The sequence below is a fragment of the Frankia sp. CgKIO3 genome (assembly GCF_977946435.1).
Genome location: NZ_CDWTMO010000031.1, coordinates 1 through 22,994, shown reverse-complemented (window position 1 = coordinate 22,994; position 22,994 = coordinate 1). Strand labels below are relative to the sequence as shown.

Genomic DNA, 22,994 nt, shown 5'->3' with positions numbered 1-22,994 from the left:
GCGCGCCGCACGTGGTCCCACACCTCGGGAAGGCGCTGCCACTCGTCGACCAGGACCGGCCCCGGCAGCCGGGTCAGGACGGTCGGATCGGCGGCCATGATCTCACGCTGGCCGGGAAGGCTGAGATCGATGATCGACTCTGCGCGCCGCATCGCAGTCGCGGTCTTGCCCACCGCCTTCGGCCCGTGGATCGACAGGGCGCGAAGATGCGACTGAAGTGCGTCCAGTGTGTCGCCGAGGACACGACGCCGATAGTCGACCACATCTCTACTCTACTATAAGCAGGTACTCTACTCTTCCGACAGCAGGCTCACAGATCTGCCGATCCGACCTCGCAGACAGCCCGCGACGGAGGGCAGCAGGGGGCACAAACGCGGTGCCGCGGACCAAAGCCTGGCGCTACTTGTCAGATGGGTGCGGACCGTCCCGTCCCACTCCACCTTTCCGAGACTGGCTGGTCCAGCACCATCCCGTTCCTGGGTCACCGAAGTTCAACCGGGCAGGACTGCCGCTGCCCCGGCCGAAGTCCCGGTACGCCTGCCGGGCGAGAACCGCGTGTTCCTCGGTCACCGCGACCACGTCTATACCTGCCACTCGCACCAGTTCATCGAACCGACGGCTCGCGACCGGGTCGCGCGCCGCGTCGACCACCACCGCGGCCGCTATCTGACGACCCAGGGCAACGATGCGGGCCACTCGCCGCTCACCTTCGTCGCGGTCGGCGCGCATCCGCTCCGGGCGTTCCCGGACAGCGACGAGCACGGCCGTCGTGACGGCGCTCAGCTGAGACTCCAGCGCTCGGGATGCAACCGGCGATGTCGAGAACCCGCGACTGGCTCCGTCCCTGCGGTGAACGCGACCAAAATGGGTCGCACCAGCACCGAGGAGAAACACGATGGCTAAGTACTTGCTGCTCAAGCACTACCGCGGCGCGCTGGCTTCGGTCAACGACGTGCCCATGGACCAGTGGACGCCGGAGGAGATCGCGGCGCACGTGCAGTATATGAACGACTTCGCGGCCCGACTCGAGGGGACCGGCGAGTTCGTTGACAGTCAGGCGCTTGCCCCCGAGGGGACGTTCGTCCGGTACGACGGTGAGGGGCGCCCGCCGGTCACCGACGGCCCATTCGCCGAGACCAAGGACCTCATCGCCGGCTGGATGGTGATCGACGTCGACAGCTACGAGCGCGCCATCGAGCTGGCCGGGGACCTGTCGGCCGCCCCTGGGGCGGGCGGGAAGCCGATCCACGAGTGGCTCGAGGTGCGCCCGTTCCTGGCCTCGCCGCCCACCATCACGGAGTGACCTCTCAGCTAAACGAGGCCCTGCTCCGGAGCCTCACGCCGAGCGTGCTCGGGATCCTCGTCCGCCGCGGAGCCGACTTCGCGGCGGCCGAGGACGCCTTGCAGGACGCGCTGGTCGAAGCGGTCCGCGTCTGGCCGGCCGACCCGCCGCGGGACCCGAAGGGCTGGCTGGTCACCGTGGCCTGGCGCCGGTTCCTCGACGCGACCCGGGCGGACGCCGCCCGCTGCCGGCGTGAGGACCTCGTCGACGAGGAGCCGGCGCCCGGGCCCGCGCCCGCGGTGGACGACACGCTCCAGCTCTACTTCCTGTGCGCCCACCCGTCGCTGACGCCGCCGTCCGCGATCGCGCTCACGCTGCGCGCCGTCGGCGGGCTGACCACCCGCCAGATCGCCCAGACCTACCTGGTGCCCGAGGCGACCATGGCGCAGCGCATCAGCCGTGCCAAGCGCACCATCTCCGGCGTGCGGTTCGACCAGCCCGGCGACGTCGCCACCGTGCTGCGCGTCCTCTACTTGGTCTTCAACGAGGGCTACTCCGGCGACGTCGACCTCGCCGCCGAGTCCATCCGGCTCACCCGGTAGCTCGCGGCCGCGGTCGACCACCCCGAAGTGGCGGGGCTGCTCGCCCTCATGCTGCTCCACCACGCCCGGCGCGCCACCCGGACCGCGCCCGACGGCAGCCTGGTGCCGCTCGCCGAGCAGGACCGCGGCCGGTGGGACACTGAGTCGATCGCCGAGGGCGTCGAAATCCTGCAGGCGGCCCTCGCCCGCGACCGGCTGGGCGAGTTCCAGGCCCAGGCCGCCATCGCGGCACTCCACGCTGACGCGCCCACCGCCGAGGAGACTGACTGGGTGCAGATCGTCGAGTGGTACGACGAGCCCGCGAGCCTGACCGACAGCCCGGTCGTCCGGCTCAACCGCGCAGTGGCTGTCGGCGAGGCCGACGGCCCGCGCGCCGGGCTGGCGGCGCTCGCGGCGCTGGACGACTCGCTGCCCCGCCACGCCGCGGTGGCGGCGTACCTCCACGAGCGCGACGGCGACCTGGCGACGGCGGCACGGCTGTACGCCGAGGCGGCCCACAAGGCACCCAACCTCGCCGAGCGCGATTACCTGACGCGCCAGGCCTCCCGGCTCAACGCCCGCCGGTGCCGCTGACGGATCGCGCTCGGATTTAGGTCACGCATTGCATCCTGAGCGGCAGCAAGCGTCCCCACCGCCGCCTGCCGAGCATCCGCCCGAGCAGACCACCAGCGGACACCGGCGGACGCAGCTCTAAACGGGCGACGGGTTCAGCCGGGCGAAACCCTCCTGTCGTTGGTACGGAAAGTACGGGTAGGGAGCGGTGCGGGCACTGGCCTCGTCCAACCGTGCTATCTGTCCCGTGCTCAGCGACCAGCCGACCGCCCCGAGGTTTTGCCGGAGTTGTGTCTCGTCGCGCGCGCCGATAATGACGGAGGACACCGTGGGCCGCTGGAGCAGCCAGTTCAGCGCGATCTGCGGCACGGCCCGACCAGTCTCCGCGGCGATCTCGTCGAGTGCGTCGACCACGGCGAACAGATATTCGTCGTCCACAGGCGGGCCGTAGTCCGCGGTGGCGGGTAGCCGGCTGCGCGCGGGCAGGGGCTGGCCGCGACGAACTCGACCGGTCAGCCGACCGCGCCGCGAAGGCCGCGGATCCGGCCCGCGGTGGCCATCTCGGTGACGCGCGCCCGGGCTTCCACCTCGCCGATCTTCAGGGTGCCTGCCGCCGATTGCGGCACGCAGCTCGCGGCGCCGACGGGGGCCCGGGCGAAGGGCCGCCAGGACGACGGGGTCCCAGGTATGGGCGAACAGATCGGTCGCCGCCCGGAGGCGACAATCCGCGATCAGTTCCTCGCAGTGGCGTCCATGCTCGCTCATCCGCGCCATCATCGCAGGTTCGGCACGCACCGATTCCAGGCCCCAGGGTAGATCGTCAGCTCCAAAGCAGCGCTGTACATGTAGTAACTATAGAGCGTATGACAGCGGCGGCAGATGACGGACGGCTCCGGGTGGGTATGCGCGAGCTCTCCCAGCGGACCGCCCGCGTGCTCGCGCTGGTCCGCGCGGGTGAGACGGTCGAGGTGACCGACCGGGGCAGGACCGTCGCGAGGATCGTCCCGGCGGCGGACGACCGCTATGAGCAGCTTGTCGCCGCCGGTCTGATCCGCCAGGCCACCCGTCCGTTCAACCTCGCGCACCTGCCGGAGCCGGCGGCAAACCCGACCGGCCGCTCCACCGACGCATGGCTCGCCGACCTGCGCGGCGAAGGCTGATGCCGAGTCGGATCTATCTCGACACATCCGCCCTGGCCAAGGTGTTCATCGCCGAGAAGGAGTCGGGTGACCTTCGTCAGTGGCTCGCCGAGCAGAAGAAGCCACTGCGTCTCGTCTCCTCGGCCCTGCTCGCCGTCGAACTGACCCGGCTGCTCAGCCTGGTGAACCCGGCCCTGCTCGGCCCGGCGGAGTCCTTCCTGTCGACCGATGTGGATCTTGTATAGATCGCTCCACCGCTGCTCGCCGACGCGGCCCGCGTTCCACCGCCCCGGCTGCGCACCCTCGACGCGATCCACCTGGCGACAGCACTCGAACTCAAGGACTCCCTGGACGTCGTCCTCAGCTACAACAAGCTCCTCGCCGAAGCCGCTGACGCATCCGGTCTGCCGGCCATGTCACCCGGCGCCGGCCGCTAGATCGTTCGAGCGGCGGCCGGCAGCGCGTTCGTTCTTCCCGAAACCCGCTGGTCCAGCACCATCCCGATCAGCAGCGCCAACGGGGCGTTGGTCAGCAGCTCGCCAGCCTCGTCGATCTGGCTCAGGTGCAGGCTCATGCCATCACCCGTAGCGCCGACTGAGAGCGCACGACGCAGCGCGGCCCACGAGAATCATGCCACCGAACACCGGGCCAGCCCCGTCGGCGACATCGGCCACCCCTCTGTTTCCAGACCAACACTGTGGTCCGCTGTCCGGGGCTGCGAAGGGCGGCCATGACGGCGGGAGCAGAATTGACTCATGAGCCCAACCAGCCGTGGTCGCAAGATGGCTGGGCCCGCAGGACGCCAGCGAGTTCGACCCGGTCGAGTTCGACGCCGAAGACGTGAACAAGGCGCTGTCCACCATCCGATAACACCTCGGTCGGCAGGTTGACGTATCCCCCGGCACCAGCAACGTCGCGGCGTCTCCGACCCACGTGACGCACAGACGCCTGGACGACACCTCGTTGCCAGACCCATACCGCCGGTGGATTCTTGGTCACCTCACCACCCTCACCACACCGCCTGGCATTCGGGGGAACTACATGCCACCGGACCCGACAGGCGTCACTCATCCCGCCTTTCTCGCCAACTATCTTGCTAGCCTTCCCCGGCCGGAACACGTACATGGCGACCCGGCCCGCAGTATCCGCGAGGACGACTTCGACGGTCACCACGTCGTCATCACGACCACCTACGAGATCACCGTCGACGGCCGGCCATTGAACGTCCACATTGGGGTTTCCAACGACGGCACGGCATACTGCCACGGCCTGCCCAACTATCAGATCCCCTCGGTCGTCGACCTGGTACGCCTGATCATCACCGCCTTCCCCGAGGAGTTCTCCCCCGGAGCCTCGGGCGACGACCACGGCCCGCACGGCGGTCCGGGCGAGCACCATCACCATGACGCCCACGGCGAGCTCCCGGAAGGGGCATGACATGGCGGTCGTCCGGCGCGACATCCTTCTCGACCACGACGCGAGAAAGGCCTACATTCGCGGAATCAAGCTCCTCAAACACGAACCTACGACGCTGCGCACGAATCAGTTCGGCCTCCCCGGTCCGAGCCGACCGGTACGGACCTACGACCTGTTCGTCATCTGGCATGTCATCGCGATGAACACCCCCGTCCCCCCGGGAGGGTCACCGAGCAACCGCAACGCCGCGCACGCCGGCCCCGTCTTCCTGCCCTGGCACCGAGTCATGCTTGGCTGGCTGGAAGTGCACCTCCAGCGCGTTCTCGGCGACCCGAACTTCGGGCTGCCGTACTGGGACTGGGCGCGCGACGGGACACCCTCCGCTCCCGGCACGGCACCGAACCCCGCTGCTTCGGCGCTGTGGCGGAACACCCCGGACGGTTTCGGGGGCCAGGGCACCCCGATCCCCGGCGGTGCGTTCTTCTTCGACCCCGCCGACCCGACCAGCTTCCGGGTACGGATCTCCACCAGCAGCAGCGGCGCGCTCCAGCAGGTTACCGAACGCGGCGTGCGGCGGAGATTCGGCAGCGCCACGTTCGGATCGTCGATCCTGCCGAGCAACGCCGACCTCACCGCAGCCTTCGACACCGTCGCCGATCCGACACTCGCGAGCTACGACGAGGCTCCCTTCAACGTGAGTTTGCGGGGGTTCCGCAACCGTCTCGAAGGCTTCATCGGCACCGGACTGCACAACCAGGTCCACCGCTGGGTCGGCGGGGGCAGGGACATGTCACTGGCGTCGTCCCCCAACGACCCGGTCTTCTTCGTGCACCACTGCAACGTCGACCGCGTCTGGGAGGGTTGGATGCGGCGTCACGGCCGCGTGTACCAGCCGGACATGACCGCCCCGGCAAGCCTCCTCGGCCATCGGATCGACGACCCGCTGGTCTCCCCGTTCGCCCCGTCGAGCATGTCGAGCACGCCGGCGACCCCCCGCAGCGTGCTCGACATGACCGGCACCTACACCTACGACGTCCTGCCCTGAAACATCTCCTGTTGACCGACGAACAGGTCCCGTTGACCGACGAGCAGGTCCCGGAGATTCACCGAGGACGGCTTCGGTCCATCTGCATCCATTGCATCCGGCTGCCCGCGGCCTTTCCGCGGGCAGCCGCGGACGAGGGCTGGGCCTACCCGACTGACGGCGGCTGTCCGGATGCCGCGCCCACCGCGGACACGGGAGCCGCGGCCGGCCTGGTCGCGATGACGACGGTGGCGTTCAGGTCGGCGGAACCGGCGACCGTGGGGATCAGGCCGGCCTGGGCGGTGGCTTCGACGATCGACGCTGCCTGCCGCTCGCCGGTCTCGACCAGCAGGTGACCGCCCGGGGCCAGCCACCGCGGCGCCTCGGCGGCCACCCGCCGCAGAACATCGAGCCCGTCCGCCCCGCCGTCGAGCGCCACCCGCGGCTCGTACTCGCGAGCCTCCAGCGGCATCAGCTCAATCGCGTCGGTGGGTACATAGGGGGCGTTCGCGGCCAGCAGGTCCACGTGGCCCCGTAGGACGGCTGGCAGCGGCTCGTAAAGATCACCCTCGTAGACCCGGCCACCGGCGGAGGCGAGGTTGCGGCGGGCGCACCGCACCGCGGCCGGTTCGACGTCGGCGGCGTGCACCTCGATCCCGGGCAAGGCCGCCACCAGCGCGACCCCCACCGCCCCCGAGCCACAGCACAGATCGACGACGGTGACCGGCCGGGACCGGTCGGCGACCCGTTCGACCGCCTGATCGACGAGGAACTCCGTGCGGCGGCGGGGCACGAAGACCCCGGGGTCCACGGCTATCCGCAGGCCATGGAACTCCGCCCAGCCGAGCACGTGTTCCAAGGGCAGGCCGGCGACGCGCCGCTGCACCATCGCGGCGAGTTCGCCCGGGGTCCGGGCCGCATCGACGAGCAGCCGCGCCTCGTCCTCGGCGAAGACGCAGCCGGCAGCCCGCAGCCTCGTGACGACGACGGACCGCGGCAGGGGCGAAGATGGTGAGGAAGACGGGCGAGAAGAGGGGAGAAAGGAAGCAGAAGGGCCGGATGTCGACACGGGAAGCCTTTCGGGATGCCGAAGGGCACCCTCCCGATCGCCTACTTCGAGCGAACCGCGCGACCGCGGGAGGAGAGCACCCACCCTGACACAGCGGAAATGGGTCTCACCTCCTCAAGACGATCGCCTGTGGCAACGGCCATCCTACCCGAGCTATCTGATCCGGATCGCCGCGGGCCGTCACCCCGGCGAACGGAAGATCCGCTCACCGCCCTCCCGGCGGGCCTCACCTCGATCGTCCGTGCACTCACGTTCATGCGCTCCATGCCCTCTCCACGCCCTGCGGTCACCGCTGGCTGGTCGGTCGCGGCTGACCGGTAGCGTTGACTGGTCAGGCTTTCCGGGAGAGAGCGGCAATACAAATGCGTACGTTCTACGAGATCGAGCAGCAGGAAGAGTTCAAGGCCGGGCAGGAGCTGCTGGTCCACCGGTGCGAGACATGGGCGCGGGCGCGAGGATTGCCAGCTAATCCGCTGGTCCTGGAGGCCGCGCTGGATTCGCGGCAGCTGAGCACCGACGGTCGGCTGGAATTGTGGACACCTGCTCATGTGCGTCGGTTCCTCCTAGAATGGGTCCCCCGGTATGTGGCGGCTGATCCCGAGGAGCTGGCGGACGCCCCGCCGTCCCTGCGGACGCTGCTCAGGTTCATGGCGGAGTCCGGGCTCCGGGACCCGCGGGGCGCTTCGGTGGAGGAAAACGAAGCGGCGATCGTGCGGACCGCGGCGGAGTTCCCGGCCGCACTGGCAGACCCGGATCGTCGGGGGATTCCGAAATTCTGGGATATGACGGTCCGCGACACCGTGGTAGAGATCATCCCTCCGGCCGTGCCCGAGCACTTCAAGCACGTTTTGGCGGGCTTGGCCGGCCCTGACGACGACCTGCTGGACCAGCTGATGAGCGGGCAGTTCGCCTACCCGGGTCCGGTACCCGAACGGACCATCGCCCAGCTCCCGGTCAGTCTGCCGCCGGCGGAGGAACTCGCGGAGGCGGCCGGGCGCAGCCGGGTCGTGGGGCAGCTTCGCGCGTTCGTCGCCTGGGTCGGCACGGATGGTCGGCCGTTGACAGCCGCCGGAAATCTCAGGCCGGCCGACGCGCGTGAGCTTGTCGACCTTCTCGATACCGGCGAGCAGGGCCTGCGGGTACGCAGCACCGCCGAGCTGCCCCACCTCAACCTGATCTTTACCTGGGCGAAGAAGACCCGCCTGGTGCGGGTCAGCCGGACGAAGCTGGTGGCGGTGGCCAAGGCGCGGCCGCTACTCAAGGACGCCGAGGCACTGTGGCAGCGGGCATTCGAGACGTTCTTCGAGCTGCGGGACGTGGTGTGTCTGCCGATCTGGACGGGCAGTGGCACCTCCCTGCTGTACGACGTATACGCCGAGGCGGTCCCGGACATGCTCAACACGATCTACAGCCTGCCGGATCCGATGCCGATGGCGTGCCTGGAACCGATGGCGTGCCTGGAGGAGGCGGTGTGGCAGTCGTGCCGGCAGCAGTTCCGCGTCGACGCCGGAAGCCCCCTGCAGCAGGGCGGTTGGCGAACACACCTCGGGAGAGACATTAAACGTGTGTTCGATGTGCTGGCCGCGCTGGGCGCCGTGGAGAGGACGCGCGGGCTCGCGGACGAGAAGTTCATCGCCACTCTCGCGGACGACGTCGAGACGCCATTCGCGGTGGAGCGATCGATTTCCGGCCCGGCGGCGGCCCGCCTGCGCGCGGAGCTCGCCCAGCCCACCGAGTTGGTGGCGCTGACCGCGCTGGGCACCCGGGCCATGCGTGGGCGGCTGCTCGCCGAGGGACGGGAGGCCGGCCTCGTCGGCGACCTGGCAACCGCATAGCCCGCCGAACTGCTGGGTGTGATCGCTGAGCACTACACCCGGGAGACGGGTAACGCGGAGATCACCAACTGGCTGGCCGGGCACGGCGGTGACGTCGAGCCGCTGCTGGACGCGGTGCGGGTCTGCCCGTTTCGGACCAGGGCTGCGGCGATGCTGAACGTGCTCACCTCGGCGGTGCCGGCCGGGGCGGAACTCCTGGACGGGCTGCGCGACGACCCGGTACTGGCCCCGCTCGCGGTGACGGCCCTGCTCGACCGGGGCGCCCTGCAGCCGGAGGACCTCACCGATCGGGAGCAGGCACTGGTCATGACCGAAGGGTTCCTGCAACTGCTGGAGATGGGCGGGCCTGAGGTCGTCCGCGAACAGATCGGGGAGATGGCCGGCGACCTGGCCGGCCTGGACTTCGCGGAGCTGCTCGCCATAATGCGCGGCTGCGGACATCCCGGTGCGCCGACGTTGCGGGACTTCCAGGCCCTCGTGGTAGATCCGGGGTAGCCGGAGGTCGCGAGAGCGAAGGTGAACAGGTCAGTCGGGCTGCGACGGACCGGGCAGGACGATACGGAACGCCGCCCCGCCGCCCGGGGTCGGGCGGTATTCGACCCGCCCGCCGTGGCGGCGGCGACGGAGACGTACATCGCGGTCCACAGCAGCCGGTTGACCGGGTGACGGACGAAGTCCTCACCGGTCTCCGTCTGGACCAGGTGGGGAGACCATCGGGCCGGGTGCCGCGCCAACCCGCAGGCGGGAGTCACCAACAGCTACGAGTGGACCGGCTCAGGACGCCCGGGCGTGCTTACGAGCGGTAGCGGCATGTCGCAGGTCGCCACGCCCGCAGTATCCGTACTCGACCCGTCGCCGCCACACGGTCAGCCGGCAGTGGTCCGCCTCAATCGTCCAAGTACGGCGTTCGACCCGATCCTCGATCTGCACGGGCCGCGAGGTCACCGGCTCGTTCGCGCGCAGATGAGCCCAGTTGTGCGCCGCCTCCCATTCCGGGAAGGTGGCTACCAGTTCGCCATCGCCGTCGTAAACCTGGAATTGGCGAGTCTTCATTGTCGCGCCTTTCGGTGATTGTCCGATAATGATGAGCGTGGATCTGCCCGCCGGAGCCGCCGCGGAAGAAATCCCCCCCCCCCGCACAGCCGCACGACGGAGAGCCGCGCGACGGGGACAGCGCGGCGGACAACGGCGAGATGGCCGGCTCCGGGCGAGGATCGTCATCCACTCACCCGGAACCGGCGGCTGGCGGTTGACGCCTGACGGCGTCGACACCTGCGGGACCGGCGACGCGGCCGCCGGGCATGGAGGCACCACAGGTGCGGGGCACCGTGTCTCGGCGCGGTCTCCCTACCGACATCCCGGACCCTGCGCGATGACCATCGACGTCTCCCCGCAACCAGCCCTACCCCAAACTCTCACCTTGAGGTACATCATCGCTACTCAAGGTAATTATGACCCCTGCACGCCTCTTCTGCAAGAGATTCTGTAAGAGTTTCGCTACCCAGCGATGCGCGCCCTGGGTGAGGAGTGGCGAACAAGTGGCAGGATGCATCCATCACCCCGAAGAGCCCGAAGGACGAGCGATGGCCACGAGCGGCGGTCCGACCGTGCGGCGAAGGCGCCTGGGCGCCGAGTTACGACGACTCCGCGAGGGGGCGGGCATCTCCGTCGACGAGGTCTGCCAGCTGCTGCGCTGTTCGGTTTCCAAGGTCAGTCGGATGGAGAACGGCCGCGTGCCGGTCCGCACCCGGGACGTGTCCGACCTGCTGGGTCTCTACGGCGTGACCGACGACGAACGCCGGGACGCGTTGCTGGCCCTGGCCCGCGAGTCCCGGCGCCACGGCTGGTGGCATACCTACCACGACGTGGTCCCCGCCTGGTTCGAGATCTATATCGGCCTGGAGGGCGACGCCGCCTCGATCTCGGTCTACGAATCGCAGCTCGTCCATGGGCTACTGCAGACCAGCGACTACGCCCGGCACGTCATCCGAGCCGACGATCCGGAGGTGAGCGAGGACGAGGCCGAACGCAAGATCGCGCTCAGGCTGGACCGGCAGCGCCGGCTCACCGCCGCAGATCATCCTCGCCTCTGGGTGATTCTGGACGAGGCGGTCCTACGCCGGACAATCGGCGGCAGAGCCATCATGCGAAGCCAACTCGAGTTCCTCGCCAAACAGTCCGAACTGCCGAACGTGACAATCCAGGTGCTTCCCTTCTCCGTGGGCGCGCATGCCAGCCTGGGAAGCACATTCTCGATACTCGGATTCCCCGAATCGGGAGACAACGAAGTGGTCTATATAGAGGAAGCGGCCGGAAGCCTCTATATTGAGCGCCCCTCCGAAATCAGGCGCTATAGAGTGAAGCTGGATCATCTTCTGGCGGCAGCCCTGCGGCCGGAGGAGTCCATCCAGATGATACTCTCGGTCGCAGAGGAAATGAAATGACCAGATATATGAATCCGATCATCGACAATGTCATCGGGGCGGCTTGGCGCAAGAGCAGCTACAGCAACGGCGCGGGCGGTATGTGTGTGGAGGTCGCGGCGCTCGGCGGGGGCGTCGCCGTCCGCGACTCGAAGAACCCGACCGGGCCGGTGCTCGCCTTCTCGGCGGCCGAGTGGGACGCGTTCCTGGCCGGCGCGCGGGACGGCGAGTTCGACCGGAGTCGGATCATCCCGGGCTGAACCACCGTCCGGCCCTGATCCGGGGGAATGGGGGCGGGATGTCCCGCCCCCACCGAAAAATCCCATCGGAAAAGAACGAGATCGCCGCTGGTCGGCCTCGGCCCGGTCCCGGTCGCTCCGGTACGTCGCGACCGGGACCGGGCCCGCCGCTTTCGACTCTCCTCCACGGTTCGATGCATATCGCTCCGGTAGCCGTAACCCCGCCGATCACGCCGGTGACCGGATGATCCTCGGTCAACCCCTACCCGGTCCGGGATGCCCGGTCCGGGATGCCCGGGCCAGGATGCACCGCCCTGGTGTTTCAGACTGGGACCAGGACCGGCGCCGGGCCGGACCCGCCAGGCGGAGACGATTCGATCAACGGCATCGTTCCACCGGCCGAGGGGCCGAGATGCCTGTTCAGGAAGCCTCGCCACGAGCCGGTTGGCTCTTGCGCAATGCCTCCCGGTCGCGCACTCTTATAGATGTTCGGTCGGGCTTCGTTGTCCGGGCGTTCGTCCCGTCACGGTCGTTACATGGCTGTAACGTGATGTGGATACGGCAGTGCGTCACTCGCCGCGAGGCGATCGGGTGACAAGGCACCTGCGGTCTCGTCACAGCCCGGCGGGTCGGCGTCTGGTCACCTCCACCCGACCGGGACGGGCCACGCGGGCGTCGAGCGCCCGCCCAACGCGGAGGAGGGCAGTCGCTGTGACCATATGTGGCAATACGGCTACCCGCGTGCGGCGCCATAACGCACCTGCCCGGGTCCTCGGTCAGCCGGGGCGGGCGGAGCGCGGAGCCGCCATCCCCTCGCCCTCCTAGCGAGGCGGCGCAGCGCAGCGTCCGCCCGCTCTCCAGATCCATCTGCTCATCTCCGATCTCGGATCGACCTCACGTCGAAAGGATCGGCCGAGGCATCGTCGCCTCGTTCCCCGCCTTCCGGTCCGGTGTGCCGTCCGAGGTCACCCGCGAGTTGCAGTGCCCTGTTTCCCTGCCACTGGGAGGTGATTGCCGTGGCCACCGCCACGACCAACCTACTCAACACTCCGATTGAAGATCAGCGCGTCGAGCGTGTCCGCCGCGCGGCGCTGTCGGCCTACGTGGACGGAAAGATCTCCTTCGCGCAGGCGAACCTGCGGGTGCGCAAGGCCCTCCAGCGGTTCGGGGTCTGACGAGCCAGTCGGGTCGTCGAGATGCGGCTGGCGGCGTCTCGACGACCCGACCGGAGGAAACCTCGACCGGATGCGCGATGCGGGGAACGTGCAAGGCGGGCAAGCGGGAGACGGCCGGGCGCCCGGGCGATCGGGGGGTGAACCCGAGCGGCCGGCCACGACGACTATCTCACCGAAAGCACACGGCGCATCACTATAAGTTCTTCGACATGCCGCTACGGTAAACAACCGTGCCAGTACGAGCGCTAGAAGCTGCTTCGTCCCGGGCCCTCGCCGACTGCCCCGGCTCCGCATCCGACGGCTCGACCACCTCCGGCCGGCCGTCCAGGGGGACGACGCCGTCCTCCAATCGGCGGTCGTCGGGGGTGGGCCGTAGCACGCTCTCAAGTTCGTCCACGGACCGGTCTGCCGCCATCCGATCGCGGCCGAGAGCGGCGATTCCGGCCGCGACCAGCACCATCGCGACGATGAACGCCACGCGGCGGACACCGTCGGGCGCCGGCTCGTTGAACAGCGTCAGGCCCAGGGTCACCGGCAGGAAGGCGGAGACCCCGCTGGTCACCGGGAAGGCGATGACGGCGGCGCGCCCCTGCAGGCCACGCTGCTGAAGACCGAGCGCCAGCACGGAGAACAGCACGAGGACGTAGGGCGTCGGGGTAGTGAGCAGGTCCACCAGCGTGGACTGCCCCTCCCGTCGTTCGTTCACCGCCAGGCCGATCTGGCGGGTCGCCAGCGTGGCGATGGCGTAGCTGACCCCGGCCGCGGCCCCGAATCCGAACGCGGCGCCCGCGACCATGTCCCGCACCACGGCCAGGTTGGCGAGGGACGCGCAGAGCAGCGCAAAGATCAGACCGAGGACGAGGAAGGCCAGCAGGACATCGGTGCTGGCCGAGCTGCCAACCTCCGCTCGGTGCGTGAAGGCGAAGGCGAGCAGGCCGATACCGCCGACCATCGCGACCACGCCCAGCCAGCCGGTCAGGCTGATGTTCTCGCCGAGCACCCGCTGCGCCAGCAGAGTGAAGACGATCATGTCGAGAGCCATCACCGGGGCGACCATCGCCACCGGGGCCACGGACAGGGCATACACCTCCAGCAGGAACGAGCCCGCCTCCACGGCAAGGCCGATCAGCCACAGGGGGCGCAGCACCAGGCGGGCCAGCAGCGCAAGCCCCAGCCCCGAGCTCTCCTCCTCCCGGCGGGCAGCACGGGCCTGGACGAGCGGCGCGATCCCGTAGAGAGCCGCCGAGACGACCGCGGTCGGCAGACCGATCACCAGGGCTCTGCTCATGTCCCGTCCAACATCATGGCCCTCAGGATCCGTCCCGAACCGTGGGTTTGCCTCACCAGTCCGCGCCGAAACCGATCTGCGCCAGAGCCGCCCCGAATGCCTGCTCCCACGCGTGCGGGCCGATCGCCACCCGGTCCGACGGTGGCTTGACCCGGTCAAGGCACGCGAGCGCGGATCTGGTCAACGACACCGGGTCGGTGTTCGTCACCTCGGCACGACCTCGCTCGAGTTCCTTCTGAAGGTTATCCCGGCCATGCCCCGGCACCACGTCGATGAGCAGCAGGTCCCGTCCGATCACCCGAGCCTCGCTGCAGGTGTCCCCGGACGACGTGACGACCAGGTCGCTCGCCGCCATCAGCGCCGGGACGCGATCGGTAAAGCCGAACGGGATGACCTTGTGCTGCCGTTCCGACAGAGCCGTCAACCGCGCGGCCAACCGCTGGTTGCGGCCGGCCACCGCAAGCACGTAGATGCCCGCCGCGGCCATGGCCGCGGCACCCTCCACCAACGGTCCCAGCCCCCAGGAGCCGGACATCAGCAGCACGCAGGGAGCGTTCGCGGGGATACCGAGCGCGGCCCGCGCCTCCTCCTGAGTCGGCGGGTCGTAGAAGGGTTCCCGGACCGGGGTCGGGACCACCGAGATCAGCGCGTTCGGCGAGAACCGCCGCACGTACCGGGCGGCGGTCTGCGAGGTGACCAAGTAGAGGTCGGTGTTGTCGTGTACCCACAGCCGGTGCACGCAGCAATCGGTGGAGAACACCGCCGTCACCAGGCCGGGGAACTCGGCCTTGACCCGGCTGGTCGCCGCGGCTCCGGTAGCGAAGATCGAAATCACGAGATCGGTCGGCTGAGCGGCCAGTTCCTCGCGCAATGCCGGGACGACGAACCGGCTCGACGTCCTCTCGATGGCCTGGGCGAGCCGGCCACCGGTTCTCATCTGGGAGAAGTGCACGGCGTCATACAGGCCCGGAACGGCGATCATGCCACGGAAGACCTTCTCCCCCCGGGAGCCGTTACGCCCACCGAGCATGCGCAGGCTGTCGGCGGTCCGGGTGGTGAACCCGCGCCGGGTGAGCGACGCGCCGCACGCCTGCGCCATCACGTCGTGGCCCATCCCGAGCGAGCCCGACAGCAGCAGCGCGGAGCCCCGCCGCGTCGGCGTCCCGGCGGGCCGGGCGTCGACGCCGTGCGTGCGCGGATCGGCGGGGAGTGCGGCGGCGACCGGTCCCCCCGCTGCGGCCGGCCCCGGCAGGACAGGTTCCGTGACCCCCGGTTCGCCGACGGCTGGCGGGCCGCCGACTCCCACCTCAACATCATCTTTGGATGGTCCATTCACCGTGCTACCGCCGATCTGCGCCATGGTCACTCCGAGGAGACCGCGGAGACGTCGAGGTCGCCGACAGGCGGGAGCGCCTGAGCCGGAGGCCGTCGATTTGCCAGATACCACTCGATGTACTGCCGGACACCCTCCGAGAAGGGTGTGGTCGGTCGCCAGCCGAGCACCTCCGCGGCCCGCTGCGCGGAGATCTCCCGGCCGCGGAAGTCCCCGGGGCGCGCAGGCATGTGTTCGATGGCGGTGCCGGGGAAATGCTCCCGGACGGCCCGTGCCATCTCCAGCACACTGACCGACTCGCTGCCCTCGAGGGCGAGCGTGGTGTTGGCCGCGTCGGGGGTCAGAGCCAGCACGTGCGCCTCGGCCAGGTCCCGGACAAACACGTAGTTGCGGAACTGCAGGCCGTCGCCGGCCACCGTCAGCGACTCGCCGTTCAGAGCCTTGCGGACGAAGCGGGCCAGCACCAGCTCGTCACGCATTCCGGGGCCGTAGGGGATGCCGTAACGCAGGATGGTGAACGGCAGCCCGTAGGTCTGCTGATAGCTGTGCAGCAGCAGTTCGGCGGCCAGTTTCGTCGAGGTGTAGACGTGCCCGGCGCGGCCCAGCGTGATCTCGGCGTCCTCCGTCAGCGGCGCCGAGCCGGCCCGGTCACCGACCGCCCCGTACACCCAGACGGTGCTGGCGAACAGCACCCGCCGAACCCCGGCCTGCCGCGCCGCCTCGCAGATGTTCCCGGTGCCCTCGACGTTGAGCCGCACGGTGCGCACCGGGTCGGCGAACGCGAAGTCCACATTGGACATCCCCGCGATGTGGAAGACGGCCTCGACGCCCCTCAGCGCGGCGGTGACCGCCGGCAGATCAAGCACGTCGAGCTGCTGGTAACTGGCCCGGGGGTCGACCGGCCGGTGTTCGACGTCCAGCGAGAGAACGTCGTGACCGGCGTCGAGCAGACGGTCGACCACATGGCTGCCGATGAAACCCGACCCTCCGGTTACCGCAATCTTCATCGTCATCCGTCCAGGCTCAGGCTCTGCAGCGCGGCGGCGAAGGACGCGACCACGTGGTCGGCCTCCACCTCGGTCATGTCCGAATGGATGGGCAGGCACACGTGCCGGGCGCAGATGTCCTCGGCAACCGGAAGGGACCGGACCGCGTAGTGACTGAAGACCGGCTGCCGGTGCAGCGGCGACTCGTAGACCTCACCGCTCAGGGAGACGCCGTGGCGTTCCTTCAGCTCCTTCTTCAGCCGGCCGCGATCGATCCCGGGGCGGGGCAAGACAATGTACTTGTAGTAGTTGCAGAGACCAGCCGGCGGCATCTGCAGGCGGGTAACGGTGCCCAGGGTATCCAGCGCGGCGTCGTACCGCGCGGCTACGGTGGCGCGGGTCGCCAGGAAATCGGCGAGATGCCGCAGATGCACCCGGCCGGTGACCGCCTGCATCTCGCTGAGCCGCCAGGCGTACCCCTGCTTGATGTGAACGTTCCCGAGAAAACCGGCTTTGCCCTGGTCACGATAGATCCGAGCGGCTTCGTGAATGGCGGGATCGGACGTGAGGATCATTCCGCCCTCACCGCTCGTGATGACCTTGGTTGGATAGAACGAGAACGCTCCCGCGATCCCGAACGACCCGGCGTGGCCGTCACCGTGGCGGCTGCCGTGGGCATGTGCCGCGTCCTCGACCAGCGCGATGCCTCGATCGTCACAGAAGGCCCGCAACTCGGCCACGTCCGGCGGGATCAGCCCACCGATGTGGACCAGGACAACGGCGCGGGTCCGCGGCGTCACCGCGGCCTCGACACTGCGGACGGTCAGGGCAAAGGTGTCCGAACTCACATCCGCGAAAACCGGCATGGCACCGGCCCGCAACACCGCGAAAGCGGTCGCCGCAAACGTGTTCGTTGGCACGACGACATCCGCGCCTTCGACACCGTGACTACGAAGGATGATCTCCAATGCGGCCGTTCCACTGCTCACGGCGACCGCGAACGGGGCCTCGTGAGCCGCGGCGAATGCCGCCTCGAATTCAGCGGTATGGACACCCAAGGTCAGCGCACCGGTGGCCAGGATCTCGGTCGCGGCCGATGCGATCTCCGCGCGATCCTCCGGTGAGAAGACGATGCGCGCCGCGGGGACATGCACCTTGTTCACCCCTACCTTCCGAGTCATTCCCGTGCGAGCGAGCCGGCCGGCCCCCATAGAATTCGTAATGAATTAATTAATGCAAGCCAATATGCGTCTTCGCAGGTCACGGGCTCGCGAGGACCCCGAAGTGAACAAGTTATTTCATTCCGAATCCATAGCGGCTGCGCCGCGACGAAGGACCCGGCCGGGACAAGCCGCGGCCTTCGCGGCATCACCGACTCCGGATTCCGCCGGCCTCCCGCCAGCGACCCACCGCGCTCCCTCCGACCCGTACGGAGGCAACCATCGGCTTTGTCGGTACATGCCCAAAACAGGCTATCGATCCCGATCGCCGGCATGTCTGCAGCCCACGGCTACTCCCCACAAAACATCCCATATCTGTCCGAAAGTAGCCAAATATGTCAGCAAGGCGATATTCCTGTGATGAAGGAGAGATGTCTGTCGCTAATCACCGCCAACTCGCGACACATGGTGATTGATGGCGACGCCACTCGCCGCGACGGCGACGGGTCCGCCCACGGCGACCCAGACCTGCTCCTCCAGTACCGCGGCCGCCCGGACCTCGTCGTTACGGCACCGTCGTTACGGCACTGGTCCCGGCCAGCCGCTTCCCGGGCACGGCCAAGGCCGGGAGGCCTGCATCGTCGCGTCTCCGATACCCAACGCGACACTCCATTACTCCAAGTAACACTCACTCGGGTAGCCGCGGAGGCGGCGGATGTCACCCCACCCTTCGTTCCTGTCAATGAACCGCGACCTCGACCGAGGACATCGACCGAGGACGCAGGGCGGGAACGAGCAGGCACTGCGGCAGATACTGATCGCCATGCGAACCACGCCTGTGGGCACGCGGACGACGATCAGTTGAAGACGGATGAACCGGATGGAGGACGCGGCCAGCCGGGGCTGATCGGCCGTCGAGAAATCACCCAGCCGGAATGAGCGACCAGAAAAAGATCATCTACAATCGAACCAGGGCCGTTCGCTCGAGAACGGTCTGGATACAACCGGATACAAGTAGTCCCGACGAAGCCGTCTCACCCGACGTACGGGGGGAACGCAGGTAGACGGCCTCGTCGGGACTTGGTGAAAGTGTACGACCCCCATCTGTCGGACGCGACGGGACCAAGGTCCCTAACGGTTTCCGCACCCTCGACTCTTGCCAAACTGCACCGAAATGTGCTTCATGGGGCGAGAATGGTCACGATGCCGCCTCCTGGAAACTGATCTCGCACCGGCGTGTGTCGTAGAGCAGCCAGTGGGACGGCTGCCCCGCGCCGGCCCGATGGTGATCAAGCGTGGCACGACCACGCGGCCTGCGCGGAGGCGGCGGACCGGAGAGGTCGGGCCCGGACCCGAAACTCCGGGCCGAAATTATACCACATCAATATAAAAGTAACATTTTTCTCTTGAAAGCAACGTGCAACGGTGCGAGCAGCTCGCCCGGGCCGGCCGGCAGTCCCCCGAAAGGTCGAAATTTCGGGCTAGATTACCGGTTCTGTTGCACATGGGAAACATCAGAATGCTTCGCTGCACCCCGTGCAGCGAAGGGAGTGGCGGCGGTCACGGGAATATCCGCGGCGGTGGGACGCCCGTGGTGCACGACGTGCATTCCCGGGAACGGGTGTGACGCCGCACGGGGCCGCCGGGGTCCGGGCTCCGGTACCGACCCGGTCACCTCGCCGGACCGAGTGCACACGCGCCGTTCGCACCCGGCGTCGTCGGGCGTCCTGCGCATCGGCCGAGGCAGGTCGACCGCCAGCGCATCTACGCAGGCCGGTCCAGCATTACATGATCGCCGCCCCGCGGTGGTCGTCTCATCGCCAATCCGACAACACGGCCACGAACGGCCTGAACGCAGGCCTGGCGGTGTTGTATCAGGGGTGGGACACGTCGCCGGCCGGCGACGATGGAGCCACCCGCCCGACGAACCGAACGGCAGAGACCTGGGATGGATGATGAAGCACCGGCCTGGTTCGAGGCCGCCCTTGACCACCGACCGGAGCGGCACGAGACCGAGGTGGCGGGCGCGACTATCAGTTACCGCTGCTGGGGCAGAGGCAGTCGGCCGGCGATCGTGCTGGTCCACGGTGGTGCCGCCCACGCGGGCTGGTGGGACCACATCGCGCCGATGATCCCGCGGGAGTACCGCGTCATCGCGCTGGACCTGTCCGGCCACGGTGACAGCGACCGGCGCGAGGACTACTCGCTCAGTACCTGGGCGGCCGAAGTGATCGGTGTCATCGACCACGCCGAGGTCACCTCGCCCCCGATCATCATCGGGCACAGCATGGGCGGCTGGGTAACGATCACTACCGCCGCGGAGTACCCGGACCGGGTCGCCGGCATCGTCGTCGTCGACTCCCCCGTGCAGGAGTTCACCCCGGAGGAACGGGCGGCCCGGGACCGGACGGCGTTCGGCCCGCTGCGGGTGTATCCGACGGCGACCGACGCGCTGGCCCGGTTCCGGGCGGTGCCGGAGCAGCCCTACGTGCTGCCGTTCATCATCGATCACGTCGCCCGGGGTTCGATCGGGTCGGTCCAGGGCGGCTGGACGTGGAAGTTCGACCCGAAGGTGTTCGGCAACCGGACCCCGTCGCCCGAGGTACTACGCAAGGTGCGCTGCCGGGTCGCACTCTTCCGGGCCGAGAAGGGCCTGCTCACCCCCGACATCGGCGTCCAGATGTATAATCTCCTCGGGCGGGTGGCACCGGTGATCGAGATCCCGCTCGCCGGCCATCACGTCATGCTCGATCAGCCGTTGCTGCTGGTTACCGGGATCCGGACGATCCTCGCCGACTGGGAGCGCTCCTCCCCGCAGGAACGGGTGGACTGACGACCGGGTGCGCCGGTCGCGGGCGCGAGAGTCCGGCGGAAAACGGACAAAACGGTAATTCGTCCCAGGTGGCGCGACTGCCGGGGTTAAGCCGCCGATCCGAGGGAATCCGCAGATCGTACGTTGTTCTGCGGGTGCGGCTACGCGGACGCCCGCTAGGAGAAGCCGCGAGGAGAACCCATGAGGAGTGCACACCGGCGGCAGTCGGGAACGACCGGTATTCCCTACCCGGACGATAGCGCCCCGTACGTGGATGGTGCACGGGTGCGGACCTCATCGGATGCCACCCAGGCTCTCCGGACCGCGCCGGCCCCGCCGGCCGCCGGGAGCACGACCGGGGACCGCGAATCGACCGGGGAACTGGTGTCCGACGTCGTCTCGGATATCTCCACGCTGTTCCGCCAGGAGGTCGCCCTCGCCAAGGCCGAGATGCGCGAGGAGATGAAGAAGGCCGGCAAGGGCGCCCGCATGTTCGCCGCAGCGGGCGGCGCCGGTTACTTCGCCCTGCTCTTCGCCCTGTTGGCCGTTATGTTCGGCCTGGGTGAGGTGATGGCGCTGGGCTGGGCCGCCCTCATCATCACCGTCGTCCTCGGTGCCGTCGCGGCCGTGCTGGCCCTGAGGGGTCGTTCCACCGTGCGCGCGGTCCACCCCACTCCGGCGCAGACCGTGGAGACGCTGCGCGAGGACGTCCAGTGGGCGCAGGGCCGCCGCGGGTAGTCCCTCCCCCACCACCGCGGGTTCGTTCACCCGCCCACTACCCCGTGTCGCCACTCCCCGTGCCGCCCACCGCTCCGTGTTTCCGCGGAACCACCGGCAGAAGCATCAGAAAGGTCAGGTTCGCAGTGACAAGCACGAGTCCGGATGAGATCCGGTCCGACATCGAGGCGACCCGGGCGCGGCTCGGCAGCGACCTCGACCAGCTCTCCGACCGGGTCAGCCCGCAGAAGGTCGCCGGTCGCACCGCACAGGACATCAAACGCCGGGTGACCACGGCGACCGAGGCGGTCCGCCCGAAGGTCGCGGCGACGACGGAGATCGCGGCCGAAAAGGCCCGGGACACGGCGGATCAGGCGAAGGCCACCGTACGCCGGCAGTTCGACGCCCACCCGCAGCTCGCCGTGACCGCGCAGAAGGCCCGCGCGACGGCCGGCAGCGCCGCGGGTACGGCCACGCAGACTGTGCACAAGCAGATCGAGGCGCACCCGCAGGTGGCGGCGAAGGCCGGCCAGGTGCGCGACACCGCAGGCAGCGCCCTCACAGCTGGCCGGCAGAAGGCCGCCGACAACCCGCGGGCAGCGGGGTCCGCCGCCGGGCTGGCGGTTCTGCTCGTGATTCTGCTGCTCATCCTCCGGCTCCGGCGGCATTGCGAGATCGACCCGGATTGACATCCTCTCCGCCTTGAAGGGCGGAGGTTCCCGCCTGCTACGCCGCTGTGGGCGTGGGCTTCGGATGGGTGCCCGCTTCGCCGCGCGGTGCCGGCACGGAGGCCGGTCTTACCCGCGCTCCACGGGCGTTTACGGTCTCCGCCTGCCCGGCGGCAACCCTGCGCCCTTCGGCCCTGATGTTCCGTGCCGCATTCACGTCCCGGTCGTGGACGACCTCGCAGGCCGGGCACGCCCACGACCGGACCGCCAGTGGTTTCGGCCCGTCCTTCACCCCACACGCCGAACAGACCTGCGACGACGGGAAGAACCGGTCGACCTTCGCGAATACCCGGCCCTGCAGCGCGGCCTTGTACTCCAGCATCGCGATGAACTGGGACCAGCCGGCGTCGTACACCGACCGGGCCAGCCGGGTCCGGCCAAGACCGGCCACGCACAGGTCCTCGACGTACACCGCTTGATTCTCGCGGATGATCGTCGTGGAGAGCTTGTGCTGCCAGTCCCGTCGGGCGTCGGCAACGTGGGCGTGCACCCATGCCACCTTGACGACAGCCTTCTTCCGCCTGGTGCAGCACCACCGCCGACACGTCGGCGAGCCACGCCCGTCGCGGGGTCTTCTTCGCCTCGGTGATGACTCGCTTCGACAGTTCCCCATCCGACACGTACGGCAACCCGGCGGTGTGTGCTTCCTGCCGCAGCCGCAGCCCGTCGTTGAACACGACCCGGGCGCAGCCGAATGTCCGGGACAGCGCCGCCCTCTGACCCGGCGACGGGTCGAGGCGGAAGTTGTACCGAAGCTGCGCAGATCAAGCCTACCATTGGCCTATGGGCAGCGATCTCGACATCCGTACCGGCAGGCACTGCGTTTTCGCGCTGCACGCCCACTTGGTTTTCGTGACCAAATACCGGCACCGCGTCTTCGAGGACGGGCACCTGACCCGACTGGAAAAGATCATGCGGGCGGTGTGCGCCGACTTCGAAACGGACCTTGCCGAGTTCAACGGCGAAGGCGAACACGTCCACCTGCTCGTCAACTACCCGCCGAAGGTCGCACTATCCCGGCTGGTCAACAGCCTCAAGGGAGTGTCGTCCCGGCGGATGCGCCAGGAGTTCCCTGAACTGGCCCGCCACTACTGGCGCGCGAACCGGCTGTGGTCCGGCTCCTACTTCGCCGGATCGGTCGGCGGGGCGCCGCTGACCGCCGTCCGCCAGTACATCGAGCAGCAGACCCGTCCTGTCTGGGCTTGTTTTCCGCA

At 68.7% G+C, this 22,994-nt stretch carries 24 protein-coding genes and 2 pseudogenes; 15 read left to right on the top strand and 11 right to left on the bottom strand.

Annotated features, from left to right (window positions below; translation table 11 throughout):
* Positions 1–11: 11 nt before the first annotated feature.
* Together AC08OJ_RS06000 and AC08OJ_RS05995 are read right to left on the bottom strand one after the other, a co-directional pair.
* A pseudogene (locus tag AC08OJ_RS06000) lies at positions 12–152 on the bottom strand (AAA family ATPase); the annotation flags it as partial.
* A 247-nt stretch (positions 153–399) separates the two neighbouring features.
* Entirely contained in the window at positions 400–762 is a 363-nt protein-coding gene (locus AC08OJ_RS05995) for a hypothetical protein (RefSeq protein WP_476595246.1), read from the bottom strand.
* 133 nt (positions 763–895) lie between these two features.
* Between AC08OJ_RS05995 and AC08OJ_RS05990 the strand changes: the two genes are divergently transcribed.
* Positions 896–1,303: a YciI family protein gene (locus AC08OJ_RS05990; protein WP_476595245.1), complete on the top strand. Its 408-nt coding sequence runs from the start codon at positions 896–898 to the stop codon at positions 1,301–1,303.
* Positions 1,300–2,457: pseudogene (locus AC08OJ_RS05985) on the top strand (RNA polymerase sigma factor). Before AC08OJ_RS05990 ends, AC08OJ_RS05985 begins: the two are co-directional and overlap by 4 nt.
* Before the next feature lie 117 nt (positions 2,458–2,574).
* Here AC08OJ_RS05985 and AC08OJ_RS05980 read toward each other — a convergent pair.
* Positions 2,575–3,201 (bottom strand): aldo/keto reductase, encoded by a 627-nt coding sequence (locus AC08OJ_RS05980; protein ID WP_476595244.1) that lies wholly within the window; start codon positions 3,199–3,201, stop codon positions 2,575–2,577.
* 98 nt (positions 3,202–3,299) lie between these two features.
* Here AC08OJ_RS05980 and AC08OJ_RS05975 point away from each other — a divergent pair, with 98 nt between their 5' ends.
* Both AC08OJ_RS05975 and AC08OJ_RS05970 read left to right on the top strand, forming a co-directional pair.
* Positions 3,300–3,596 (top strand): type II toxin-antitoxin system Phd/YefM family antitoxin, encoded by a 297-nt coding sequence (locus AC08OJ_RS05975; RefSeq protein ID WP_462204071.1) that lies wholly within the window; start codon positions 3,300–3,302, stop codon positions 3,594–3,596.
* The gene (locus AC08OJ_RS05970; RefSeq protein WP_476591998.1) at positions 3,596–3,820 is read left to right on the top strand and encodes a PIN domain-containing protein; all 225 of its coding nucleotides are present in this window, start codon (positions 3,596–3,598) and stop codon (positions 3,818–3,820) included. The genes AC08OJ_RS05975 and AC08OJ_RS05970 overlap by 1 nt, the downstream gene beginning before the upstream one ends.
* A gap of 188 nt (positions 3,821–4,008) precedes the next feature.
* Here the strand turns inward: AC08OJ_RS05970 and AC08OJ_RS05965 are convergent, their stop codons facing one another.
* Positions 4,009–4,149, bottom strand: a complete 141-nt coding sequence (locus AC08OJ_RS05965; RefSeq protein WP_462204069.1) for a hypothetical protein — start codon at positions 4,147–4,149, stop codon at positions 4,009–4,011.
* 389 nt (positions 4,150–4,538) lie between these two features.
* Here AC08OJ_RS05965 and AC08OJ_RS05960 point away from each other — a divergent pair, with 389 nt between their 5' ends.
* Positions 4,539–5,012, top strand: a complete 474-nt coding sequence (locus AC08OJ_RS05960; RefSeq protein WP_476595243.1) for a hypothetical protein — start codon at positions 4,539–4,541, stop codon at positions 5,010–5,012.
* Position 5,013: 1 nt separating this feature from the next.
* The gene (locus AC08OJ_RS05955) at positions 5,014–6,036 is read left to right on the top strand and encodes a tyrosinase family protein (protein WP_476595242.1); all 1,023 of its coding nucleotides are present in this window, start codon (positions 5,014–5,016) and stop codon (positions 6,034–6,036) included.
* A gap of 145 nt (positions 6,037–6,181) precedes the next feature.
* Here AC08OJ_RS05955 and AC08OJ_RS05950 read toward each other — a convergent pair whose 3' ends face one another.
* Positions 6,182–7,084 carry a putative protein N(5)-glutamine methyltransferase gene (locus tag AC08OJ_RS05950; protein ID WP_476595241.1) on the bottom strand — a complete coding sequence of 301 codons (903 nt, stop codon included), beginning with the start codon at positions 7,082–7,084 and terminating at the stop codon, positions 6,182–6,184.
* Positions 7,085–7,446: 362 nt separating this feature from the next.
* Between AC08OJ_RS05950 and AC08OJ_RS05945 the strand changes: the two genes are divergently transcribed.
* Together AC08OJ_RS05945 and AC08OJ_RS05940 are read left to right on the top strand one after the other, a co-directional pair.
* Positions 7,447–8,919 carry a hypothetical protein gene (locus AC08OJ_RS05945; protein ID WP_476595240.1) on the top strand — a complete coding sequence of 491 codons (1,473 nt, stop codon included), beginning with the start codon at positions 7,447–7,449 and terminating at the stop codon, positions 8,917–8,919.
* Positions 8,920–8,937: 18 nt separating this feature from the next.
* The gene (locus tag AC08OJ_RS05940) at positions 8,938–9,414 is read left to right on the top strand and encodes a hypothetical protein (RefSeq protein ID WP_476595239.1); all 477 of its coding nucleotides are present in this window, start codon (positions 8,938–8,940) and stop codon (positions 9,412–9,414) included.
* Between the two features lie 279 nt (positions 9,415–9,693).
* Here the strand turns inward: AC08OJ_RS05940 and AC08OJ_RS05935 are convergent, their stop codons facing one another.
* The gene (locus AC08OJ_RS05935; RefSeq protein WP_476592003.1) at positions 9,694–9,972 is read right to left on the bottom strand and encodes a hypothetical protein; all 279 of its coding nucleotides are present in this window, start codon (positions 9,970–9,972) and stop codon (positions 9,694–9,696) included.
* Positions 9,973–10,502: 530 nt separating this feature from the next.
* Between AC08OJ_RS05935 and AC08OJ_RS05930 the strand changes: the two genes are divergently transcribed.
* The 3 genes from AC08OJ_RS05930 (at position 10,503) to AC08OJ_RS05920 (ending at position 12,756) form a co-directional block, all read left to right on the top strand.
* Positions 10,503–11,363 carry a helix-turn-helix domain-containing protein gene (locus AC08OJ_RS05930; protein WP_476592004.1) on the top strand — a complete coding sequence of 287 codons (861 nt, stop codon included), beginning with the start codon at positions 10,503–10,505 and terminating at the stop codon, positions 11,361–11,363.
* Positions 11,360–11,602, top strand: a complete 243-nt coding sequence (locus AC08OJ_RS05925) for a DUF397 domain-containing protein (RefSeq protein WP_476592005.1) — start codon at positions 11,360–11,362, stop codon at positions 11,600–11,602. Before AC08OJ_RS05930 ends, AC08OJ_RS05925 begins: the two co-directional genes overlap by 4 nt.
* 995 nt (positions 11,603–12,597) lie before the next feature.
* The gene (locus AC08OJ_RS05920) at positions 12,598–12,756 is read left to right on the top strand and encodes a hypothetical protein (RefSeq protein ID WP_023840144.1); all 159 of its coding nucleotides are present in this window, start codon (positions 12,598–12,600) and stop codon (positions 12,754–12,756) included.
* Positions 12,757–12,949: 193 nt separating this feature from the next.
* Here the strand turns inward: AC08OJ_RS05920 and AC08OJ_RS05915 are convergent, their stop codons facing one another.
* Genes AC08OJ_RS05915 through AC08OJ_RS05900 form a run of 4 tightly spaced genes read right to left on the bottom strand, consistent with a single transcriptional unit; the run spans position 12,950 to position 17,517 of the window.
* Positions 12,950–14,044: an EamA/RhaT family transporter gene (locus AC08OJ_RS05915; RefSeq protein WP_476595238.1), complete on the bottom strand. Its 1,095-nt coding sequence runs from the start codon at positions 14,042–14,044 to the stop codon at positions 12,950–12,952.
* Positions 14,045–14,096: 52 nt separating this feature from the next.
* Complete coding sequence (locus tag AC08OJ_RS05910) at positions 14,097–15,404, bottom strand: MGDG synthase family glycosyltransferase (protein ID WP_476595237.1); 1,308 nt, start codon at positions 15,402–15,404, stop codon at positions 14,097–14,099.
* 2 nt (positions 15,405–15,406) lie between these two features.
* The gene (locus AC08OJ_RS05905) at positions 15,407–16,384 is read right to left on the bottom strand and encodes an NAD-dependent epimerase/dehydratase family protein (RefSeq protein ID WP_476592012.1); all 978 of its coding nucleotides are present in this window, start codon (positions 16,382–16,384) and stop codon (positions 15,407–15,409) included.
* A gap of 2 nt (positions 16,385–16,386) precedes the next feature.
* Positions 16,387–17,517, bottom strand: coding sequence for a DegT/DnrJ/EryC1/StrS family aminotransferase (locus AC08OJ_RS05900; protein ID WP_476595253.1), 1,131 nt, complete (start codon positions 17,515–17,517; stop codon positions 16,387–16,389).
* Between the two features lie 1,954 nt (positions 17,518–19,471).
* Here AC08OJ_RS05900 and AC08OJ_RS05895 point away from each other — a divergent pair.
* The 3 genes from AC08OJ_RS05895 to AC08OJ_RS05885 all read left to right on the top strand — a co-directional run bounded on the left by AC08OJ_RS05895 (position 19,472) and on the right by AC08OJ_RS05885 (position 21,741).
* Complete coding sequence (locus AC08OJ_RS05895) at positions 19,472–20,356, top strand: alpha/beta fold hydrolase (RefSeq protein ID WP_476592008.1); 885 nt, start codon at positions 19,472–19,474, stop codon at positions 20,354–20,356.
* A gap of 264 nt (positions 20,357–20,620) precedes the next feature.
* Entirely contained in the window at positions 20,621–21,073 is a 453-nt protein-coding gene (locus AC08OJ_RS05890; RefSeq protein ID WP_476592009.1) for a phage holin family protein, read from the top strand.
* A gap of 125 nt (positions 21,074–21,198) precedes the next feature.
* Entirely contained in the window at positions 21,199–21,741 is a 543-nt protein-coding gene (locus AC08OJ_RS05885; RefSeq protein WP_462188771.1) for a DUF3618 domain-containing protein, read from the top strand.
* Between the two features lie 37 nt (positions 21,742–21,778).
* Here the strand turns inward: AC08OJ_RS05885 and AC08OJ_RS05880 are convergent, their stop codons facing one another.
* Entirely contained in the window at positions 21,779–22,393 is a 615-nt protein-coding gene (locus AC08OJ_RS05880) for an RNA-guided endonuclease InsQ/TnpB family protein (protein ID WP_476595236.1), read from the bottom strand.
* A 170-nt stretch (positions 22,394–22,563) separates the two neighbouring features.
* On the opposite strand from AC08OJ_RS05880, the gene tnpA reads away from it, so the two are divergent.
* The coding region (tnpA, locus tag AC08OJ_RS05875; protein ID WP_476595235.1) for an IS200/IS605 family transposase at positions 22,564–22,994 on the top strand (431 nt) is incomplete at its 3' end.

Bases quoted from the DNA above. Each gene is read 5' to 3' on its own strand.
- AC08OJ_RS05990 (WP_476595245.1), top strand. From the start codon at position 896: ATGGCTAAGTACTTGCTGCTCAAGCACTACCGCGGCGCGCTGGCTTCG.
- AC08OJ_RS05980 (WP_476595244.1), bottom strand. From the start codon at position 3,201: ATGAGCGAGCATGGACGCCACTGCGAGGAACTGATCGCGGATTGTCGC.
- AC08OJ_RS05975 (WP_462204071.1), top strand. From the start codon at position 3,300: ATGACAGCGGCGGCAGATGACGGACGGCTCCGGGTGGGTATGCGCGAG.
- AC08OJ_RS05970 (WP_476591998.1), top strand. From the start codon at position 3,596: ATGCCGAGTCGGATCTATCTCGACACATCCGCCCTGGCCAAGGTGTTC.
- AC08OJ_RS05965 (WP_462204069.1), bottom strand. From the start codon at position 4,149: ATGAGCCTGCACCTGAGCCAGATCGACGAGGCTGGCGAGCTGCTGACC.
- AC08OJ_RS05955 (WP_476595242.1), top strand. From the start codon at position 5,014: ATGGCGGTCGTCCGGCGCGACATCCTTCTCGACCACGACGCGAGAAAG.
- AC08OJ_RS05945 (WP_476595240.1), top strand. From the start codon at position 7,447: ATGCGTACGTTCTACGAGATCGAGCAGCAGGAAGAGTTCAAGGCCGGG.
- AC08OJ_RS05935 (WP_476592003.1), bottom strand. From the start codon at position 9,972: ATGAAGACTCGCCAATTCCAGGTTTACGACGGCGATGGCGAACTGGTA.
- AC08OJ_RS05930 (WP_476592004.1), top strand. From the start codon at position 10,503: ATGGCCACGAGCGGCGGTCCGACCGTGCGGCGAAGGCGCCTGGGCGCC.
- AC08OJ_RS05925 (WP_476592005.1), top strand. From the start codon at position 11,360: ATGACCAGATATATGAATCCGATCATCGACAATGTCATCGGGGCGGCT.
- AC08OJ_RS05915 (WP_476595238.1), bottom strand. From the start codon at position 14,044: ATGAGCAGAGCCCTGGTGATCGGTCTGCCGACCGCGGTCGTCTCGGCG.
- AC08OJ_RS05910 (WP_476595237.1), bottom strand. From the start codon at position 15,404: ATGGCGCAGATCGGCGGTAGCACGGTGAATGGACCATCCAAAGATGAT.
- AC08OJ_RS05905 (WP_476592012.1), bottom strand. From the start codon at position 16,384: ATGAAGATTGCGGTAACCGGAGGGTCGGGTTTCATCGGCAGCCATGTG.
- AC08OJ_RS05895 (WP_476592008.1), top strand. From the start codon at position 19,472: ATGGATGATGAAGCACCGGCCTGGTTCGAGGCCGCCCTTGACCACCGA.
- AC08OJ_RS05880 (WP_476595236.1), bottom strand. From the start codon at position 22,393: ATGGGGAACTGTCGAAGCGAGTCATCACCGAGGCGAAGAAGACCCCGC.